The following is a 17,246-nucleotide window of genomic DNA, read 5'->3' as shown; positions in this document are numbered from 1 at the left end:
GCCGGCGCGTTGTGTCTGTTTGTGTGCTGTACCGGTCAAGCCGCTTCGGGCAGTCTGGCGATCACCTTGATCTCAAAATCGAAACCCGCCAGCCAGGTCACGCCGACCGCCGTCACCGTCGGAAACGGCGCTTCACCCCAGAACTCCGGTACCACGCTCCAGATCGTTTCGAACGCCGAGTGCGGGTCGACCATGAACACGGTGACATCCACTGCGTCGTCGAAGCTGCAACCGGCCGCAGCGAGGATCGCGTTGAGGTTGTTGAAGGCGGTGCGGACCTGATCGCGCAGATCCGCCTCGGGCGAACCGTCCTCGCGGCTGCCGACCTGGCCGGAGACAAACAGAAAGCCGTTGGAACGGATCGCCGGCGAATAACGGTGACGCTCATACAGGGCGTGGCGGGCGGGTGGGAAAATAACATCGCGCTTGGACATGGGGCTGACTCCATCAGTGGTTGATGGAGTGACTTTAGGTATTTGCAGCTGCCGGATAAACGCGCAAGCTTGGCGTTCACTGTTTGTGAATCCCAAACAATCGAGGGGCGTGGATGGACCGGTTCGATGCGATGCAGGCCTTTGCCCGGGTGGTCGAGGCGGGCAGTTTCACCAAGGCTGCCGAAACCTTGCACATGAGCAAGACCACGGTGACGCAACTGGTGCAGCAACTGGAGGCGCGGCTGCGGGTCAAGCTGCTCAACCGCACCACGCGCAAGGTCAACGTTACCGCCGATGGAGCGGCCTACTACGAACGGGTAGTCAAGCTGCTCGCCGACATGGACGACGCCGAAACCAGCCTGCCCGGCGCCGCTGCACGGCCACGCGGGCGCTTGCGCATCGACGTGCCGAGCCCGTTCGCGCGGCTGATTCTGGTTCCGGCGCTGCCGGAGTTTCACGCGCGCTACCCGGACATCCAGATCGACATGGGCGTCAGCGACCGCATCGTTGACATCATCGATGAGAACGTCGACTGCGTGGTTCGTGGTGGTGAGTTGCTCGATCAATCATTGATGGCGCGCAAGATCGCCGATCTGCCATTGGGCGTGTTTGCCGCACCGGCTTATCTGGCCCGCGAAGGTACACCCGACCATCCGCGCGAACTGGAAGACTCCCATCATCGTGTGGTCGCGTTTCTTTGGGCTCGCACTGGTAAACCTCTTCCGTACACGTTGCGCAATGGCGCCGAGCGCCTGCAGATCAAGGGCCGGCATGTGCTTGCGGTGGATGATTGCAATGCCTATCTGGCGGCGGGCCTGGCCGGCATGGGTGTGCTGTGGCTGCCGACGTATATGTCTGATGCACATGTGGCGCGCGGGGAGTTGGTGCAATTGTTTGCAGGCTGGGAGCTTGAGTCGATGCCGCTTTATCTTGCCTATCCGCCGAATCGGCATGTCAGTTTGAAGTTGCGGGTTTTTATTGATTGGGTGGTTGGGCTGATGGCTACGCCGGCGCCAGTCGTGACGCGCCAGTCACGGCCATGATTGACTCTTGCGCAGAACCAGCCAACTATCGCTCGCATAACAACGACCGATGGACCCGACCTTGATTGAACGACGTCAATTCAGCGGTGGCATGAAGGGCAAGAACCTTCGCTATCTGAATGAGCAGAACACCGACAACACCGGCGTGACCCGCACCGGTTTCCTGTTGCTTGAACACTTTTCGCTGCCGGCCTTTACCCAGGCGCTGGACACGGTAGTCACCACCAACCTGTTGCGCCCGGGACTGTTCTCGTCGCGCACTTTCGGTCTCGGCGATGGCGAGGTGATCAGTGATCTGGGCCTGGTCATCCGCCCCGATGCGCGCCTGGACTCTGCCGCGCTTCACGAGCTGGACCTGCTGGTGATATGCGGTGGCTACCGCACCGAATTGCGCGCCAGCGACGAATTCATCGGTTTGCTCAAGGCCGCGGCGGAGCGGGGCGTGAGCCTGGCCGGATTGTGGAACGGTTCGTGGTTTCTCGGCCGTGCCGGTTTGCTCGATGGCTATCGTTGCTCGATCCACCCGGAACATCGCCCGGCCCTGACCGAAATCGCCAAGAGCACCCATGTCAGCAGTGAGCCTTATGTGATCGACCGCGACCGGCTCACCGCGTCGAGCCCATCAGGCGCGTTTCATATGGCGCTGGACTGGATCAAGGGCTTGCACGGCAAGGCGTTGGTCGAAGGCATTGAGGACATCCTCGCCTTCGAGGAGTCGCGCTATCGGCGGATCAAACCTGATGAAAACATCTGTGTCAGCGCGCCGCTGCGTGAAGTGATCAAACTGATGGACGCCAATCTCGAAGAACCGCTGGAGCTGGAGCAATTGGCGGTCTACGCCGGCCGCTCACGTCGTCAGCTGGAGCGCTTGTTCAAGGAGCAGCTGGGCACCACGCCGCAGCGCTATTACCTGGAACTGCGCATCACCGAAGCGCGGCGCCTGTTGCAACACACCGAGCTGTCGCAGGTGGAAGTGCTGGTGGCTTGCGGTTTTGTCTCACCGAGCCATTTCAGCAAGTGCTACAGCTCGTATTTTGGTTATCGGCCATCGAAAGAAAAACGGCTGGTTAAATAGATCGACCGGTGCAATCCCCAAAAACCCTCACCCCAGCCCTCTCCCAGAGGGAGAGGGAGCCGACCGAGGTATCTTGCGCTGTACATCGACCTGAAAGATGGATGTCGATTATGGATTCAATACAGCGCTTTCAGGTCGGCGTAAATCTTGAGCATCCCCCAATCAGTTCCCTCTCCCTCCGGGAGAGGGCTAGGGTGAGGGGCTTTTGGGGCGGGGCTGTCAGAGACGATCCGCATCAATCACAGCCTGCGCAAACGCCGCCGGGCTTTCCTGGGGCAAATTGTGCCCAACCCCACCCTCGATCAACCGGAACTGATATTTCCCGGTAAAGCGTTTGGCATAATCCTCCGGCGCCGGGTGCGGAGCACCATTGGCATCGCCTTCCAGTGTAATGGTCGGCACGCTGATGGACGGCGCGGTGGCAAGCTTCTGCTCCAGCGCTGCGTATTTCGCCTCGCCCTGCACCAGACCCAGACGCCAGCGATAGTTGAACACGGTGATCTCAACGTGATCCGGGTTCTGCAGCGCCTTGGCACTGCGGTCGAAGGTGGCGTCGTCGAATTTCCATTGCGGTGAAGCCAGTTGCCAGATCAGTTTGGCGAAATCGTGGGTGTTCTTCTCATAGCCGGCGCGGCCGCGCTCGGTGGCGAAATAAAACTGGTACCACCACTGCAATTCGGCTTTCGGCGGCAGCGGATTTTGACCGGCGGCCTGGTTGCCGATCAGATAGCCGCTGACCGCCACCAGGGCCTTGACGCGCTCTGGCCACAGCGCTGCGACGATGTCAGCCGAACGCGCGCCCCAGTCGTAGCCGCCCAGCACCGCTTGCTTGATTTTCAGCGCGTCCATGAAGTCGATCACATCGCTGGCCAGCGCTGCCGGCTGGCCGTTGCGCAGGGTGTCTTGGGACAGAAACTGCGTATCGCCATAACCCCGTGCATACGGCATCAACACGCGATAGCCCTTGGCTGCGAGCAGTGGCGCGACGTCGTCGTAACTGTGAATGTCGTAGGGCCAGCCGTGCAGCAGAATCACCACCGGGCCGTCGGCAGGACCGGTTTCAGCGTAGGCCACGTCGAGCACCCCAGCCTTGATGTGCTTCAGCGGGCCGAAAGGAGAGGGCGCGGAATAGCTGACGGCGACGGGTTCTGTGGTTTGCGCCTGAGCGCTGCCGACCGCGCCGAGCAGCGACAGCGCCAGAACCGACAAGCCGAGCGCGACGGTGATTTTAGAGGTGTGCAGAGCCTGTTTCATGCTGACGTCTCCTTTGCGAGCCTGTGGCCAAGGGGCTGGATGAACCCTTGAAACCTTGGGTGCATTGAAGCGTGGCGAGGTATCCACTCTGTGTCGCAAGAGAGCGTTTTTGCATTGGGTTGTGTAGCAGCGGGGCGCGTACACAGTGTGATACACGGCGGCCAAACCCAACGTTTTCGCGCGAAAATAATAAGTGGCTGTTTTAAAACAAAAAATATTTCATCTCGGGCTTCCCAAACGAAATGAATGTTGATAAATTGCGCCCCGTTCTCACAGCGATCCTCACGGAGGCGCTGACCAGAGCTACAGGGGCGTCGCCAAGCGGTAAGGCAGCAGGTTTTGATCCTGCCATGCGTTGGTTCGAATCCAGCCGCCCCTGCCATCTACGCAAAAACGCCAACTTCGCGAGAAGTTGGCGTTTTTTTATGCCTGCGATTTACCGCGCTTGAGCCAAGCAGGCGTGCGCGATGCCGAAGCACCGCGCACGCTACCCAATCAATGCGGCGCGCGCGGGATGGTTTTCATCAGGTCTTCAGGGCTGATGTGGCCGACCACGCTGCCCGGCTGCGGCAGGTTGAGGATATGGCCCTTCATCTTGCCGATGATGTGCATCTCGCACGGCTTGCAATCGAACTTCAGCGTCAGCACTTCATCGCCGTGAATCAATTGCATCGGCGCGACCTTGGTGCGCACACCGGTCACGCCTTTGGCCTGTTTCGGGCACAGGTTGAAGGAGAAACGCAGGCAGTGCTTGGTGATCATCACCGGCACTTCGCCTGGCTCTTCGTGGGCTTCATACGCCGCGTCGATCAGCTTGACGCCGTGACGGTGGTAGAAGTCGCGGGCCTTCTGGTTGTAGACGTTCGCGAGGAAGGTCAGGTGCGAATCCGGGTACACCGGCGGCGGGCTGGTTTCGGCTTTACGGCCGCCACGCGGGTGCGCTGCGACACGGGCGGCGGTCAGCGCTTCGATGACTTCGCGGCGCAGCGACTTGAGCTGCGAGTTGGGAATGAAGAACGCTTGCGGCGCATCGAGTTTGACGTCGGTGGCGTGGTACTGCGTGGTGCCGAGCTGGCCGAGCAGGTCGCGCAGTTGCTCCAGCGCTTGCTCAGGCTTGTTGGCGACGCCGAACGGCCCGTTCAGCGTGACGCTGGCGCTGATGCCTTCTTCGCTGGTCGCGGTCACTTCCAGCTGTTCCTCGCGCAGACGGGCGAACCAGCTCAGGGCAACGCGACGTTCCGAAGAGGTCTTCTGCAGCGCCTGCTGCCAGTTGTGATCGAGGTTGCGATTCAGCGGATGGCTTGGACGCAGCTTGAACAGGCCTTCGGGCATTTCGTTCGGCTCGACGCGATAGCGGTAGCGCTTCTCGCCATCTTCTTCGAACTCGCCTTTGGCCTCGGCGATATTGGCGCGGAAACCGACCACTTCGCGTTTGACCTGCACGTTCAAGCCGTCGCCGTTGGACAGCGGCTCGTGAGTGACAACCTGCATGTCACGTTTGCCGACTTTTTCTACCGTGCCGACCGGCAGACCGGTGAAGGTTGGCGAATCGAAGGCGCCGATGTCGATCTTGCGATCGGTGACGAAATAATCGGTGCTGCCACGATGGAAGGTTTTTTCCGGGTCGGGCAGGAAGAAATGCACGGTGCGGCCGCTGGAAGCGCGGGCCAGGTCCGGGCGGTCTTCGAGCACGTCGTCGAGGCGCTGGCGGTAATAGGCAGTGATGTTCTTCACATAGCCCATGTCCTTGTAGCGACCTTCGATCTTGAACGAACGCACACCGGCCTCGACCAGCGCGCGAATGTTGGCGCTCTGGTTATTGTCTTTCATCGACAGCAAGTGTTTTTCGTAGGCGATCACGCCACCCTTTTCATCTTTGAGGGTGTACGGCAAGCGGCACGCCTGGGAGCAGTCGCCTCGGTTGGCGCTGCGGCCGGTCTGCGCGTGGGAAATATTGCACTGGCCGGAGAAGGCCACGCACAGCGCACCGTGGATGAAGAACTCGATGGCCGCGTCGGTTTCATCGGCGATGGCGCGGATTTCTTTCAGGTTCAGCTCACGGGCCAGCACCAGCTGCGAGAAACCGGCCTGATCAAGAAACTTCGCCCGCTCCAGCGTGCGGATATCGGTCTGGGTCGAGGCGTGCAGCTCGATCGGCGGAATGTCCAGCTCCATCACGCCCAGGTCCTGAACGATCAGCGCATCGACGCCGGCATCGTATAACTGATGGATCAGCTTGCGCGCCGGCTCCAGTTCGTTGTCGTGCAGGATGGTGTTGATGGTGGTGAAGATGCGCGCGTGGTAACGGCGGGCGAATTCGACCAGCTCAGCGATTTCGCTGACTTCGTTGCAGGCATTGTGGCGCGCACCGAAGCTCGGGCCGCCGATGTACACGGCGTCGGCGCCATGCAGGATGGCCTCGCGGGCAATGGCGACATCGCGGGCAGGGCTGAGCAATTCCAGGTGATGCTTGGGCAAGGACATAGTTTTTTTAGTCAGGCGGTCACGGGCAAGGGGCGCATTCTACCCGTGAAACGCGCGGCGGGCACGTGTGTGCTGCCCGATGGTGGCTGGCGATCGGGTCAGTCCGGTTGGCTATTGTGCTGGATGTTCCGGCCTCTCCGCGGGCGAGCCCGCCCCCACAGGGTTTCGCGATGTACACGGAATCGCGGCTACACACAAACCATTGTAGGAGTGAGCCTGCTCGCGATAGCGCCGGGTCAGTCAAAGCATCTTTGCCTGACACACCGCTATCGCGAGCAGGCTCACTCCTACAGGGGGTTGTGTCATTCCAGATTAATTGAAATGACGCTCTGCAATTTCAATCAGCCCTTGGCCGCCATCGCCGTCACTTCCACGCGCATCCCTTCAACCGCCAGCGAGGCCACGCCTACCGCTGCCCGCACTGGCCACGGCTTGGCGAAAAAGCGTTTATAGACTTCGTTGAATGCAGCGCGATCAGCCATGTCGGTGAGGTAGATGGTCAGGTGCAGGACGCGGTCCATCGAACTGCCGGCACGTTCCAGCGCGACTTTCAGCGCTTGCAGGGTGCATTCGCTTTGCTCGGTGATGCCGCCCAGTTCCAGGCTGCCATCGGCGCGGGTCGGAATCTGCGTCGAGACCATGATCCCGCCGAAGGTGGCGACGTCGGACGAAATCGAATCGGTGTCCGGATCGGGCGTGAAGATGATGTCTTGATTGGCCATGTGCATCTCTTGTTCGAGTGAATGAAGATCGCGCCAGTTTACAGATTCCCTGCGGCCATGGCCCGCGCGCGTTCAGACTGGCGAAGTTGCTTCTTCCGCTGCGATGGCCGCAAGCGCACTGGGTCGCGCGCCGATGCGTTTCATGTAGCTGGCCAGCGCTGGCCATTCGGCGATAGCGATGTTGAACGTCGGTAGCCAGGTCAGCACCGTGAACAGATACGCATCGGCAATGCCGAAGCTGCCCATCAAATAATCCTGACTTCCCAGTTGAACGTTCAGGTAATCCAGCCGCTTGCACAGTTTCTGCCGAAAAATCGCTTTGACCGCTTCCGGAATCTCCGCGCTGAACAATGGGGCGCTGGCGCCGTGAATCTCCGAGCTGATGAAATTCAGATGCTCCTGCAGTCGTATGCGCTCCCACGTACCGAATGCGGGCGCCAGGGTGTTCCCCGGGACCTGGTCGGCGAGAAACTGCAGGATCGCCGGGCCTTCGGTCAGCACTTCGCCGTTATCCAGTTGCAGCGCGGCCACGTAGCCTTTCGGATTGATCTCAAGAAAGTCACGGCCGTCAGCCGTGCGCTTGGTCTGGTTGTTCACGCGGATCAGCTCGAACGGCAGGCCGAGTTCTCGCAGAACGATGTGCGGTGAGAGCGAACAGGTCATCGGTGCAAAGTACAGTTTCATGGCATGTCCCCAAAAAGTTGAGGCGCCACGATCCCCTGCGGGCGAAACTTCCGCAAAGGTCATTTGCGGTGCTAGCGTATGACAAATTCTCATGTGCCGATCCAGACCTTATGACTTGCAGACTTCCTTCCCTCAACGGCCTGCGCGCGTTCGAAGCGGCCGCTCGGCATATGAGCTTTACCATGGCCGCCACTGAGTTGAACGTCACGCAGACAGCAATCAGTCACCAAATCAGGCGCCTCGAAGCCGAGCTGGGTGTCGCATTGTTTCTGAGACTCAAGGATGGCCTCGCGCTCAGCGAAGAAGGCCACGCCTACCTGCCGGGCGTGCGTTCTGCGTTTCAAGCGCTGCGCCATTCGACGCAACAGTTGCTCGAATCGCGCGGGTCCAGCGTGCTGACCATCAGCACGCTGGTCTCGGTTGCGTCGAAATGGCTATTGCCGCGCCTTCCGGCATTTCAGCAGGCGTTTCCGGACATCGATGTGCGCATCAGCGCCGCCACCGATCTGGTGGATTTTCGCCGAGGAGGCATCGACGCGGCGATTCGCTACGGTCGGGGCGACTGGAAAGGCCTGCGCGCGGACTTTCTCATGGCTGATGAGGTATTTCCCGTGTGCAGTCCAGCAGTGGCGACGACATTGCACACGCCGCAAGATCTGGCCAGTCACACCCTTGTACAAGTCAGCGGTGTCACCGCTAAAGACTGGCAGGCCTGGCTCAGCGCCGCCGGCCAGCCTGCGCAGTTGGCCGACGGCGCGAAGCTGACCTTCGATCTGGCGATGATGGCAGTGCAGGCGGCAATTGACGGGCAGGGCGTGTGTATCGGGCGTTCGACTTACGTGAACGACGATCGGCGTGCGGGGCGATTGGTCGCACCGTTCGACCTGCGCCTGCAGGATGATCTGGGCTTCTATCTGGTTACACCCCATGAAACCGCTGACTCGACAAAGATCAGCGCGTTCAGACAGTGGCTGCTGTCTGTGGCCGGCGACACGTTTGTATAAGCGTGTATCAACCCTCAGCGGATACACACGGCAACACCAAACCGGGCTTTCGAGACACATCCGCCTTACATGCCGAGCCCAAAGTAGCCCTCACACCAACACTACGTTTGAGAGGGCACCACCATGTACCGTTCACTGTTTCTGGCTTCTGCCGTTGTCTTCGCTTCCCTGACCGGCTTCGCTCATGCGGCCGATGCGCCGGCGACGAGCTGGCAGAAAGGTTTGAGCCGCACCGATCTGGTTCGCCAGGATCTCGGCGCTGACAATCGCGAGGTGATTCAGGCTCGTATCGATTTTGACGCCGGCGTCAGCGCTCCGCGGCATGCGCACCCCGGCGTGGAAGTCGCCTACGTCATCAGTGGCACGTTTGAATATCAGCTCGAAGGACAGGCGCCGGTAACGCTCAAGGCCGGCGACTCGCTGTTTATCCCGGCGGGCGTGGCGCATGTGGCGAAAAACATTGGCAGCGAGAAGGGCGTAGAACTGGCGACTTATATCGTGCCCAAAGGCGAGCCGCTGCTGATCCTCAAGCCATGAGGGGGCAGGCCGTTATTTCGAGCGCTCCTTGCTCATCGCACGCTTGATGCGCATCCAGTCCTGAAAGGCCGCTGTCCGCTTGGCGTCGGCCAGCGCCTTGGCCTCGGTGAAACGAGCCCAGGCCTCAGGGCTGTCCGTGTCATGCTCGATTATCTTGTAAGCCGTTTCTTCCAGGAGATCGGCTTCGCGAAACATCGCGGCGTTTTCAGCCATCTCGTCGTCCCATGATCGGGCGAAACCGAATTTCAATGTGTGTTCTGTCATTTTGCGTGATCCTCCTCCCAGACCAGAGGCACTGATTCTCGCCATTGCACCTCGGTCACGCCAAAGCGTTCCGCCATCGGTTTGGAAAAACGTTTCAACGGCGGCCGACCGGGGCGGGGAATGGGCGCGATACCCGCGTCACAACTTGCCCACTGCCACGCTTCGGCATTGTTCATGTTTTTTGTGCGAATGACGAATGACCTGGGCTTCCCGTGAAGCAGGTAATCGATCACGTACAAATCCGCTCCGCTCATATATTTCCTCCGGCTGCTTAAGAAGAGGGATATCTGGCGAAATGAATAATTCAGAGAAATTGACGCGGGCGTGATGACCGGCTGATGACGCGGATCGAAGGCTGTACGCCTCGCTGAGGCTGTACAAGTTCGGCCAGCCTATCGATCGTTTTGCGGGTTCAGACAAGAACGCGCCCGCTACGACGCGTTATTCCGTGGGACTTTCAGGAGTAAATGCACGAGCAGACAAAGTCGGCATGAACCTCGGTATCTTCTACTGCCGTGATCAAACCCGAATGCAAGGCTTCTTCAGGATTGATGATGCGCGGAGCTGCGGTCAGATATTTCTCCGTCTCCAACGCATTTTTTCCGTGACTCGTACGTTCGGCGACGATCTGCGCGTAGAGGTGCAAGTCGTAATCCAGGCTCATCGCGTATTCCGACATGCGCGAGTGATCAACTGAACCTTGCAGGTGCCAATGGAATGGGTGAAACAGAAACTTGCTGTGAGTACAGGCGGTGCGGCGCTGGCCGGCGAGGAAGACAATATTGCCCATTGATTCGACCGTTCCCAGATTGTGCGTGTGCACCGGAATGGGCAGGGCCAGCAGGAAGTTGTACATGGTGAAGCCGTAACTGCACTCACCCCCCATGGTGGCGATGTTGACGATGAGCCGGGGTGCATCTTCCTTTACGGCAAGCGAGGCTTTATCGATCAGTTGGCCGCAAGTCGAGGCATTGATCGGGCCGGTGAAGTTGATGACGTGAACAGGCATGGCGATTTCCTCGGCTGGTCAGGACTCCTGAGCAATAGCTGTGATTTCGCTGGAATGAAAGTGGGCAGGGGAGCCAGGCTCCCCCGCACCCGGCGCATCAATTGTTGCGCCTGGCTTCATTGATTAACAGGTTTTTTGTTTTTTTGTGCCATTCAAATTCCCTCATTTCTACGTGCAGAGTTGTAGCGTATAAAGATGCATTCACTGCATGCCGTCGTTATACATCGCGAGTCTGCAAAGTTGCCTGATGTCGTTTGTTGAATTGTATTGCGTTATAGCTGAAAGTTTAAACGTTGCCTCATGAAGAACGCTCATAAGTCGGCAGCGTGTCGGGCATCCGCGAGTTTTCAGTATTCACTGTCAATTCCCGGCGTTCATAACATTCCTGCTGAACGCTCTCCCTGTGCCTCGGACTTATTTGCTGTCGCTCAACACAGGGTGACAGCGGTGGAATATCCGACTCCGCCACGTGCGAACTGCGCGCTGCTTCGGGATACACTTCCGCTCCCTTGTTTCGTTGCACTTCGCCTCGCGCGAAATCTGTTGCCATGCTCATGATTGCGCTCCATCAGCTGATTTCAAAGGGCAGCGAGGCTGCCCTTGTACCGCTTGATCAGGATTTGCGACCGCCACCGTGGCTGTTCTGTCCGCCTTTGCGGCCAGCCTCGGATGCCTTTTCACGATCATTGGCGAAGTTGCCGCCGGACGACTGGCCGCCTTTCTTGCCGGCCTCAGATGCCTTTTCACGATCGTTTGCGAAGTTACCTGGATTTTTATTTCCTGTGGTCATGATAGCTCTCCGATATCAATTAACGTTTCGCTAGTTATGTCCGTTGTCGCACCGGACATCTACTCCGATTACGAGCCCGCGGAGAATGTTTTGAAAATTTTTACGTAGCCCGATGAACGGTAAGTTTGCAATCAAACTTATACAGCTTATTGATTTCGCGCCGCTTCGTATAACTTTTTAAAGAATTAAGAAAGTCAGGGTGTATTGCCGCTTCGCTTCGCTTGTTCAACCGTTTGTCGGCAGGAAGTTGAAGCGTGATTCGCTCGATCTAGAGTCTTTGAAGTGTATGTCTACAACTATGTCGAGGATATGAACATGACCAATCATCACAGGGATCAACCGTTCGCGGAAGATCCACAAAAAATCAAGGAGGCCGGCAAGAAGGGCGGAACTTCAGTCAATGTGAAAGTCGATCGGGCGGAGAAAGCGCGCGTCGGTGGGCAACACAGCCATGGCGGTGCGCGCACGGGCAAGGGTGATTGAGGCGCTGGAAACCAACAATCGCCGTCCTCTCTGTGCCAATGCAGAGAGGACTTCTACGCTGACTCTATCTGAACCGTGGCAGCGGCCGATCCAGCGGCTTGAGCGTCGACAGCGTGTCGCGGATCAGCGGTGCATCTTTTTCGACATCGTGCAATCGATCGCGGATGCGCAGTGCCGTCGGATGCCCGCCTTGATTATCAACCCAGTCGGCAATCTCTTTACAGGCGGCTGCGAGGCGCGCCTGGCGGGCGTCGAGCAGGGTGAGGAGGGTGGTGATGGACTCTTTTTCTGACATGGAACACCTCCGTTCAATGAAACGGCTGAGTTGCAACAAAAAGCCCGCGTGGCGCGAGCCTTCAGATCAACTATAGAAGACCTGTGCGATCGTGCAAAAAATACCCAGCTCTGCTTGTCGGCGAAATCCTTGTAGGAGTGAGCCTGCTCGCGATAGCGGTGGGTCAGTCGATGAAGGTTTCGACTGACACACCGCTATCGCGAGCAGGCTCACTCCTACAGGGGTACGTGCGAATCAGGACGCCTCGGTCACTTCGCACATGCTTTCGAGAAACATCGCAAGTGCCACTTCTTCGGCGCGCAGGCCTTTGCGCACTCGCGGGCGCGGCAGTTCAGCGAGGGCGCCGAGCATGAAATGTTCGACCACGGCGGGGTGGATGTAGCATTTGCGGCACACCGCCGGGGTGTTGCCCAGCTGCTTGGCGACGTTTTTCACCGCTTCGACCACATGGCGCTTGGCTTCGGTTTCCGACTCATGCTGCAACTCGCGCAGCACCGACAAGGCCAGGGCGCTGCCCGCCCAGGTGCGGTAATCCTTGGCGGTGAACGCTGCGCCAGTGAGCTTTTGCAGATAGGCGTTGACGTCGGAAGAGGTGACGGTATGCCGTTCGCCGTGTTCGTCGAGGTACTGAAACAGGTTCTGCCCGGGAATCTCCAGGCAGCGCTTGATGATTCGCGCCAGACGACGATCCTTTACGGTGATCTGATGTTCGATGCCGCTCTTGCCACGGAACTGGAACAGGATCGCGCTGCCGTTGACCTCGACATGCCGACTGCGCAGCGTGGTCAGGCCATAAGAGCGATTGTCTCGCGCATATTGGGTATTGCCGACGCGGATCAGTGTGGCGTCGAGCAAAGTGATCACTGTTGCCATGACCTTGTCACGGCTGAAACCCGGCGCATCGAGCAGCGCTTCAAGCTGGCGCCGCAGTTTTGGCAGGGCCTGGCCGAAGTCGCGCAGGCGCGAGTATTTGTCGGCGTCGCGTACTTCGCGCCAGCGCGCGTGATAACGGTACTGTTTGCGGCCGCGCGCATCGCGCCCGGTCGCTTGCAAATGGCCGCACGGGTCGGCGCAGATCCACACATCGGTGTAAGCCGGCGGCACTGCGAGGGCATTGATGCGTTTGATTTCGTCCGGGTCGGTGATGCGCTGCCCGGACGGTTCGAAATAGACGAACTTGCCGCGCAGTTTCTTCCGGGTGATACCAGGCTGAGTGTCATCGACGTAATGCAGATCGGCGGGCAGGGCATCTGTCAGCACGGTATCGGGCATGGCGGTTTCCTTCGGTCATACGGCAGTCTGTAACAGGATTGACCGCAGGCGCTGGCCGTCGTGCCGAATGATTTACGCGAGCACCGCCACCGCCTTGATCTGCGCCCAGAGCCTCTGGCCCGGATGCACGTTCAGTTGATCCTTGGAAAACCGCGTGATCCGCGCAAGCAGCGGCGTGCCACCAGCGTCCAGGCGGATCAGCACGTGCGCGCTGTTGTCCGCCGCCTGTTCATTGACCACCGTAACCGGCAGACGATTGAGAATGCTGCTGGCGGCATCGTTGTGCAGCGCCAGACTGATGTCGCGCGCGTGTACTTTGCAGCGCAAGGCCTGACCCACGGCCATGGGTGCATGGGTGACGCGAATGTTCATTTCAGTGGCCGGCAATTGCAGGCTGAGCAATTGATAGGTGGCGTCATAGGCGCTGACCTGGCCCTCGATGATCACCCCGGCGTCATCGCCCATTGCCAAGGGCAGATCCAGGCGCGCGAGGGTTTCGCCGATCGGGCCGCTGGCGAGGGCTTTGCCATCGCGGAGCAAGACCAGATGATCGGCCAGACGTGCGACTTCATCCTGCGCATGGCTGACGTACAGCAGCGGAATATCCAGTTCGTCATGCAGACGTTGCAGGTACGGCAGGATTTCGCTTTTGCGCCGGCTGTCGAGAGCCGCCAGTGGTTCGTCCATCAGCAGCAGTTTCGGACTGGTCAGCAGAGCGCGGGCGATGCCGACGCGCTGCCGCTCGCCGCCGGACAGATGCTGCGGATGCCGCTCGAGCAAGTGGCCAATGCGGAGCAGTTCGGTGGCCTGGTTCATGTCGACCTGGCGTTGCGACTTGGCAATGCGTTTGAGACCAAACTGCAGATTGGCCCGCACCGACAGATGCGCAAACAGGCTGGCTTCCTGAAACACGTAGCCGACCGCCCGTTTATGCGGCGGTACGAAAATGCCCTTGTCGCTGTCCTGCCAGACCTCGTCATTGATCTGCACGAAACCTTGTTCCGCGCGCTCCAGCCCGGCGATGCAGCGCAGGCAGGTGGTTTTGCCGGAGCCGGAATCGCCAAACAGCGCGGTGACGCCACGGCCCGGCACCTGCAGATCGACATCCAGTTCGAACCCCGGATAAGCGCGTTTCAGACGTACATCAATCATCGATCAGCTCCAGCCTGCGCGGGTCTTGCGGCTGGAATACAGCGCCAGCAACACCAGAAACGAGAACACCAGCATCGCCCCGGACAGCCAGTGCGCCTGGGCATATTCCAGCGCCTCAACGTGGTCGTAGATCTGCACCGAGACCACGCGGGTCTTGTCGGGAATGTTGCCGCCGATCATCAGCACCACACCGAATTCACCGACGGTGTGGGCGAATCCAAGGATCGCGGCAGTGATGAAGCCGGGGCGCGCCAGCGGCAGGATCACGCTGAAGAACGTGTCCCAGGGATTGGCGCGCAACGTCGCAGCGACTTCCAGCGGTCGGGTGCCGATCGCCGAAAAGGCATTCTGCAACGGTTGCACCACGAACGGCAGGGAGTAGATCACCGAGCCGATCACTAGTCCGGTGAAGCTGAACGTCAACGTGCCCAAGCCGAGCCACTGGGTGAACTGACCTAGAAACCCGTGCGGCCCCAGCGCCAGCAACAGATAAAAGCCGATCACCGTCGGCGGCAACACCAGCGGCAGGGCAACGATGGCGCCAATCGGGCCACGCAACCATGACGACGTGCGCGACAGCCATAAGGCGATCGGTGTGCCGATCACCAGCAGGATCAGGGTGGTCAGCGACGCCAGTTTCAGGGTCAGCCAGATGGCGGCGAAATCGGCACTGGTCAGTGACATTTACAGTTGATATCCGTAGGACTTGATCACCGCAGCGGCTTTCGGGCCCTTGAGATAATCCACCAGGGCCTTGGCGGCGGCGCTGTTCTTGCCTTTGTTCAGGATCACCGCGTCCTGTTTGATCGGATCATGCAGCTCCGCCGGGACAATCCACGCCGAACCGCTGCTGACTTTTCCGTCCTTGTAGATTTGCGACAGGGCGACAAAGCCCAGTTCGGCGTTGCCGGTGGAGACGAACTGGTAGGCCTGAGTAATGTTCTGCCCTTCGACGATTTTGCTCTTGGTGGCTTCGCTCAACTTGAGTTTTCCCAGCACCTGGGTGGCGGCAAGACCGTACGGCGCGGCTTTCGGATTGGCGATTGAAAGGTGTTGGTATAGGTTGTTTTTCAGTACCTCGCCTTGCGCATCCACATAGCCTTCTTTCGCTGACCACAGCGCCAGCGTCCCGACGGCGTAGGTGAAGCGCGAGCCTTTGACGGTTTCGCCTTCCTGTTCAAGTTTTGCCGGTGTGCTGTCGTCAGCGGCGAGGAACACCTGGAAGGGCGCGCCGTTCTTGATCTGGGTGTAGAACTGCCCGGTTGCGCCATAAGCAGCAACCAGTTTGTGGCCAGTGTCTTTTTCGAAGTCGGCAGCGATGGCCTGGATGGGCGCGGTGAAATTGGCGGCAACTGCCACTTGCACTTCGTCAGCCTGCGCGGCGCCAATGCTGAAATATGCAAGGAATGAGACGAGACAGGCAGGGGCGAAGCGTGTGGCAGCCAAGGTCATGTAAGAACTCCGTGATCGGCGGGTTGGTGCTCTGGTGGTGATAACGCCGACACACGGGCGCAATCGCTGTATACGGAAATATATAGCGATACGCCGCCAGGTGGCGAGGGAATAAATCCGCTTGCCGCGTAAATTCAGTGACGGTTGAGTTTCGCCGAGGCGCCTTCGGCGAGTTGCCGGGTCAGTTCAGCGCTGCCGATATCCTTGCCCAGCGTCAGCGCCTGACCAGCCCAGAGGTTGGCAAAGTTGGCGTCATCCTTGGCCCGCAGCGGCATCAGCGCACCGCCGGCCAATGGAAAAGCCGGCGCCTGCGCTGATATCGGGCCAAGTTCGCGCATCGCCCGATTGACAATGCCCCGTGCCGGACGCCCGGTGAAAATATTGGTGATGGCGGTCTCGCTGTCTTTCGCAGTCCGCAGAGCCTTGTGATGTGAAGCGCTGACTTTCGCTTCCGGGGTAAACAGGTACGCCGTACCGACTTGCACCGCCGAGGCGCCGAGCATGAACGCCGCTGCAACGCCCCGGGGATCGCTGATAGCACCTGCCGCAATCACCGGCACTTTCACCGCATCAACCACCTGCGGCACCAGCGCGAAAGTGCCGACCTGCGTGCTCAGATCATCGCTGAGAAACATCCCGCGATGCCCGCCTGCCTCATAACCCATAGCGATGATCGCGTCGCAGCCGTGCTGCTCCAGCCAGATCGCTTCTTCGACCGTGGTGGCGGACGAAAGAATTTTCGCCCCGGTGGCCTTGACCCGATCGAGCAGGTTTTTCTCCGGCAGACCGAAATGAAAACTCACCACCTCGGGCCGGAATTCTTCGAGCACTGCACATGCGGCTTCGTCGAATGGAGCGCGGTTGGAAACCGGAGTCGGCGCGTCGAAATCGGCGCCCAGTTCGCGGTAGTAAGGTTCCAGCAGATTTTTCCAGTCACGGGCTCGCTGCTCATCAGGCACCGGCGGCTGATGGCAGAAGAAATTGACGTTGAACGGCTTGCTGGTCTGCTGGCGAATCGTCTTCAGCTCTTCGCGCAATTGCTCGATGCTCAGCATCGCCGCCGGCATTGAACCGAGGCCGCCAGCGTTGCACACGGCAATCACCATCGAAGAGTTGGTCGCGCCGGCCATCGGGCCCTGGATGATCGGCAGTTCGATACCGAGAAGATCAAGGATGCGGGTGTCTGGCCACTGGCTCATATAGCAATTCTCCGAACGATGAAACGGGCAGGGACGGCAATCGGTTTTAGCAGCAAAAGCGGCTGCGGGGCCAGTCTGAAATTCTGAACATCA

At 59.4% G+C, this 17,246-nt stretch carries 20 protein-coding genes and 1 tRNA gene; 6 read left to right on the top strand and 15 right to left on the bottom strand.

Annotated elements, in window-relative coordinates; all coding sequences use genetic code 11:
* Positions 1–35: 35 nt before the first annotated feature.
* Positions 36–434 (bottom strand): RidA family protein, encoded by a 399-nt coding sequence (locus AC0Z4S_RS17280; RefSeq protein ID WP_485623882.1) that lies wholly within the window; start codon positions 432–434, stop codon positions 36–38.
* Between the two features lie 113 nt (positions 435–547).
* Here AC0Z4S_RS17280 and AC0Z4S_RS17275 point away from each other — a divergent pair, with 113 nt between their 5' ends.
* Positions 548–1,477: a LysR family transcriptional regulator gene (locus tag AC0Z4S_RS17275; RefSeq protein ID WP_485623881.1), complete on the top strand. Its 930-nt coding sequence runs from the start codon at positions 548–550 to the stop codon at positions 1,475–1,477.
* A 49-nt stretch (positions 1,478–1,526) separates the two neighbouring features.
* The gene (locus AC0Z4S_RS17270; protein WP_485623880.1) at positions 1,527–2,552 is read left to right on the top strand and encodes a GlxA family transcriptional regulator; all 1,026 of its coding nucleotides are present in this window, start codon (positions 1,527–1,529) and stop codon (positions 2,550–2,552) included.
* 219 nt (positions 2,553–2,771) lie between these two features.
* Here the strand turns inward: AC0Z4S_RS17270 and AC0Z4S_RS17265 are convergent, their stop codons facing one another.
* Entirely contained in the window at positions 2,772–3,806 is a 1,035-nt protein-coding gene (locus tag AC0Z4S_RS17265; RefSeq protein WP_485623879.1) for an alpha/beta fold hydrolase, read from the bottom strand.
* Between the two features lie 307 nt (positions 3,807–4,113).
* Between AC0Z4S_RS17265 and AC0Z4S_RS17260 the strand changes: the two genes are divergently transcribed.
* A tRNA-Gln gene (locus AC0Z4S_RS17260) sits at positions 4,114–4,188 on the top strand.
* A 113-nt stretch (positions 4,189–4,301) separates the two neighbouring features.
* Here the strand turns inward: AC0Z4S_RS17260 and AC0Z4S_RS17255 are convergent.
* From AC0Z4S_RS17255 to gstA, 3 genes are all read right to left on the bottom strand, one after another.
* A complete protein-coding gene (locus AC0Z4S_RS17255; protein ID WP_485623878.1) occupies positions 4,302–6,290 on the bottom strand; it encodes a peptidase U32 family protein in 1,989 nt (662 codons plus the stop codon).
* 341 nt (positions 6,291–6,631) lie between these two features.
* Positions 6,632–7,012, bottom strand: coding sequence for a RidA family protein (locus tag AC0Z4S_RS17250; protein ID WP_041480143.1), 381 nt, complete (start codon positions 7,010–7,012; stop codon positions 6,632–6,634).
* A gap of 72 nt (positions 7,013–7,084) precedes the next feature.
* The gene (gstA, locus tag AC0Z4S_RS17245; protein ID WP_485623877.1) at positions 7,085–7,696 is read right to left on the bottom strand and encodes a glutathione transferase GstA; all 612 of its coding nucleotides are present in this window, start codon (positions 7,694–7,696) and stop codon (positions 7,085–7,087) included.
* Between the two features lie 110 nt (positions 7,697–7,806).
* Between gstA and AC0Z4S_RS17240 the strand changes: the two genes are divergently transcribed.
* Complete coding sequence (locus tag AC0Z4S_RS17240; protein ID WP_485623876.1) at positions 7,807–8,700, top strand: transcriptional regulator GcvA; 894 nt, start codon at positions 7,807–7,809, stop codon at positions 8,698–8,700.
* A 123-nt stretch (positions 8,701–8,823) separates the two neighbouring features.
* Positions 8,824–9,237, top strand: coding sequence for a cupin domain-containing protein (locus tag AC0Z4S_RS17235; protein ID WP_485623875.1), 414 nt, complete (start codon positions 8,824–8,826; stop codon positions 9,235–9,237).
* A gap of 12 nt (positions 9,238–9,249) precedes the next feature.
* Here the strand turns inward: AC0Z4S_RS17235 and AC0Z4S_RS17230 are convergent, their stop codons facing one another.
* The 4 genes from AC0Z4S_RS17230 to AC0Z4S_RS17215 form a co-directional block, all read right to left on the bottom strand.
* Positions 9,250–9,450 (bottom strand): hypothetical protein, encoded by a 201-nt coding sequence (locus AC0Z4S_RS17230; protein WP_485623874.1) that lies wholly within the window; start codon positions 9,448–9,450, stop codon positions 9,250–9,252.
* Between the two features lie 47 nt (positions 9,451–9,497).
* Positions 9,498–9,755: a DUF6555 family protein gene (locus AC0Z4S_RS17225; RefSeq protein WP_485623873.1), complete on the bottom strand. Its 258-nt coding sequence runs from the start codon at positions 9,753–9,755 to the stop codon at positions 9,498–9,500.
* A 203-nt stretch (positions 9,756–9,958) separates the two neighbouring features.
* Positions 9,959–10,510, bottom strand: a complete 552-nt coding sequence (locus AC0Z4S_RS17220) for an ATP-dependent Clp protease proteolytic subunit (RefSeq protein WP_329517557.1) — start codon at positions 10,508–10,510, stop codon at positions 9,959–9,961.
* A 613-nt stretch (positions 10,511–11,123) separates the two neighbouring features.
* Positions 11,124–11,300, bottom strand: a complete 177-nt coding sequence (locus AC0Z4S_RS17215) for a con-10 family general stress protein (RefSeq protein ID WP_016774938.1) — start codon at positions 11,298–11,300, stop codon at positions 11,124–11,126.
* Positions 11,301–11,615: 315 nt separating this feature from the next.
* Between AC0Z4S_RS17215 and AC0Z4S_RS17210 the strand changes: the two genes are divergently transcribed.
* Positions 11,616–11,783, top strand: coding sequence for a con-10 family general stress protein (locus tag AC0Z4S_RS17210; RefSeq protein ID WP_485623872.1), 168 nt, complete (start codon positions 11,616–11,618; stop codon positions 11,781–11,783).
* 64 nt (positions 11,784–11,847) lie between these two features.
* Here AC0Z4S_RS17210 and AC0Z4S_RS17205 read toward each other — a convergent pair whose 3' ends face one another.
* From AC0Z4S_RS17205 to AC0Z4S_RS17180, 6 genes are all read right to left on the bottom strand, one after another.
* The gene (locus AC0Z4S_RS17205) at positions 11,848–12,078 is read right to left on the bottom strand and encodes a hypothetical protein (protein WP_485623871.1); all 231 of its coding nucleotides are present in this window, start codon (positions 12,076–12,078) and stop codon (positions 11,848–11,850) included.
* A gap of 234 nt (positions 12,079–12,312) precedes the next feature.
* Positions 12,313–13,350, bottom strand: coding sequence for a DNA topoisomerase IB (locus AC0Z4S_RS17200; RefSeq protein ID WP_485623870.1), 1,038 nt, complete (start codon positions 13,348–13,350; stop codon positions 12,313–12,315).
* 72 nt (positions 13,351–13,422) lie between these two features.
* Positions 13,423–14,502 carry a molybdenum ABC transporter ATP-binding protein gene (gene modC, locus AC0Z4S_RS17195; protein WP_485623869.1) on the bottom strand — a complete coding sequence of 360 codons (1,080 nt, stop codon included), beginning with the start codon at positions 14,500–14,502 and terminating at the stop codon, positions 13,423–13,425.
* A 3-nt stretch (positions 14,503–14,505) separates the two neighbouring features.
* Positions 14,506–15,186 carry a molybdate ABC transporter permease subunit gene (modB, locus tag AC0Z4S_RS17190; protein ID WP_485623868.1) on the bottom strand — a complete coding sequence of 227 codons (681 nt, stop codon included), beginning with the start codon at positions 15,184–15,186 and terminating at the stop codon, positions 14,506–14,508.
* Positions 15,187–15,954 carry a molybdate ABC transporter substrate-binding protein gene (modA, locus tag AC0Z4S_RS17185; RefSeq protein ID WP_485623867.1) on the bottom strand — a complete coding sequence of 256 codons (768 nt, stop codon included), beginning with the start codon at positions 15,952–15,954 and terminating at the stop codon, positions 15,187–15,189.
* Positions 15,955–16,088: 134 nt separating this feature from the next.
* Positions 16,089–17,153, bottom strand: coding sequence for an NAD(P)H-dependent flavin oxidoreductase (locus tag AC0Z4S_RS17180; protein WP_485623866.1), 1,065 nt, complete (start codon positions 17,151–17,153; stop codon positions 16,089–16,091).
* Positions 17,154–17,246: the final 93 nt, after the last annotated feature.

Source organism: Pseudomonas sp. 1L-B-1-E-C1, assembly GCF_057291835.1.
Note: the sequence above shows the minus strand (reverse complement) of the source record. Positions and strands in the feature narration are given on the sequence as shown.

Excerpts from the sequence above, each read along its gene's own strand:
- AC0Z4S_RS17275 (WP_485623881.1), top strand. The coding sequence starts at position 548 with ATGGACCGGTTCGATGCGATGCAGGCCTTTGCCCGGGTGGTCGAGGCG.
- modC (WP_485623869.1), bottom strand. The coding sequence starts at position 14,502 with ATGATTGATGTACGTCTGAAACGCGCTTATCCGGGGTTCGAACTGGAT.
- AC0Z4S_RS17215 (WP_016774938.1), bottom strand. The coding sequence starts at position 11,300 with ATGACCACAGGAAATAAAAATCCAGGTAACTTCGCAAACGATCGTGAA.
- AC0Z4S_RS17255 (WP_485623878.1), bottom strand. The coding sequence starts at position 6,290 with ATGTCCTTGCCCAAGCATCACCTGGAATTGCTCAGCCCTGCCCGCGAT.
- AC0Z4S_RS17225 (WP_485623873.1), bottom strand. The coding sequence starts at position 9,755 with ATGAGCGGAGCGGATTTGTACGTGATCGATTACCTGCTTCACGGGAAG.
- AC0Z4S_RS17280 (WP_485623882.1), bottom strand. The coding sequence starts at position 434 with ATGTCCAAGCGCGATGTTATTTTCCCACCCGCCCGCCACGCCCTGTAT.
- AC0Z4S_RS17180 (WP_485623866.1), bottom strand. The coding sequence starts at position 17,153 with ATGAGCCAGTGGCCAGACACCCGCATCCTTGATCTTCTCGGTATCGAA.
- AC0Z4S_RS17270 (WP_485623880.1), top strand. The coding sequence starts at position 1,527 with ATGGACCCGACCTTGATTGAACGACGTCAATTCAGCGGTGGCATGAAG.
- modB (WP_485623868.1), bottom strand. The coding sequence starts at position 15,186 with ATGTCACTGACCAGTGCCGATTTCGCCGCCATCTGGCTGACCCTGAAA.
- AC0Z4S_RS17235 (WP_485623875.1), top strand. The coding sequence starts at position 8,824 with ATGTACCGTTCACTGTTTCTGGCTTCTGCCGTTGTCTTCGCTTCCCTG.
- AC0Z4S_RS17220 (WP_329517557.1), bottom strand. The coding sequence starts at position 10,510 with ATGCCTGTTCACGTCATCAACTTCACCGGCCCGATCAATGCCTCGACT.
- AC0Z4S_RS17240 (WP_485623876.1), top strand. The coding sequence starts at position 7,807 with ATGACTTGCAGACTTCCTTCCCTCAACGGCCTGCGCGCGTTCGAAGCG.
- AC0Z4S_RS17230 (WP_485623874.1), bottom strand. The coding sequence starts at position 9,450 with ATGGCTGAAAACGCCGCGATGTTTCGCGAAGCCGATCTCCTGGAAGAA.
- AC0Z4S_RS17265 (WP_485623879.1), bottom strand. The coding sequence starts at position 3,806 with ATGAAACAGGCTCTGCACACCTCTAAAATCACCGTCGCGCTCGGCTTG.
- gstA (WP_485623877.1), bottom strand. The coding sequence starts at position 7,696 with ATGAAACTGTACTTTGCACCGATGACCTGTTCGCTCTCACCGCACATC.
- AC0Z4S_RS17210 (WP_485623872.1), top strand. The coding sequence starts at position 11,616 with ATGACCAATCATCACAGGGATCAACCGTTCGCGGAAGATCCACAAAAA.
- AC0Z4S_RS17200 (WP_485623870.1), bottom strand. The coding sequence starts at position 13,350 with ATGCCCGATACCGTGCTGACAGATGCCCTGCCCGCCGATCTGCATTAC.
- modA (WP_485623867.1), bottom strand. The coding sequence starts at position 15,954 with ATGACCTTGGCTGCCACACGCTTCGCCCCTGCCTGTCTCGTCTCATTC.
- AC0Z4S_RS17205 (WP_485623871.1), bottom strand. The coding sequence starts at position 12,078 with ATGTCAGAAAAAGAGTCCATCACCACCCTCCTCACCCTGCTCGACGCC.
- AC0Z4S_RS17250 (WP_041480143.1), bottom strand. The coding sequence starts at position 7,012 with ATGGCCAATCAAGACATCATCTTCACGCCCGATCCGGACACCGATTCG.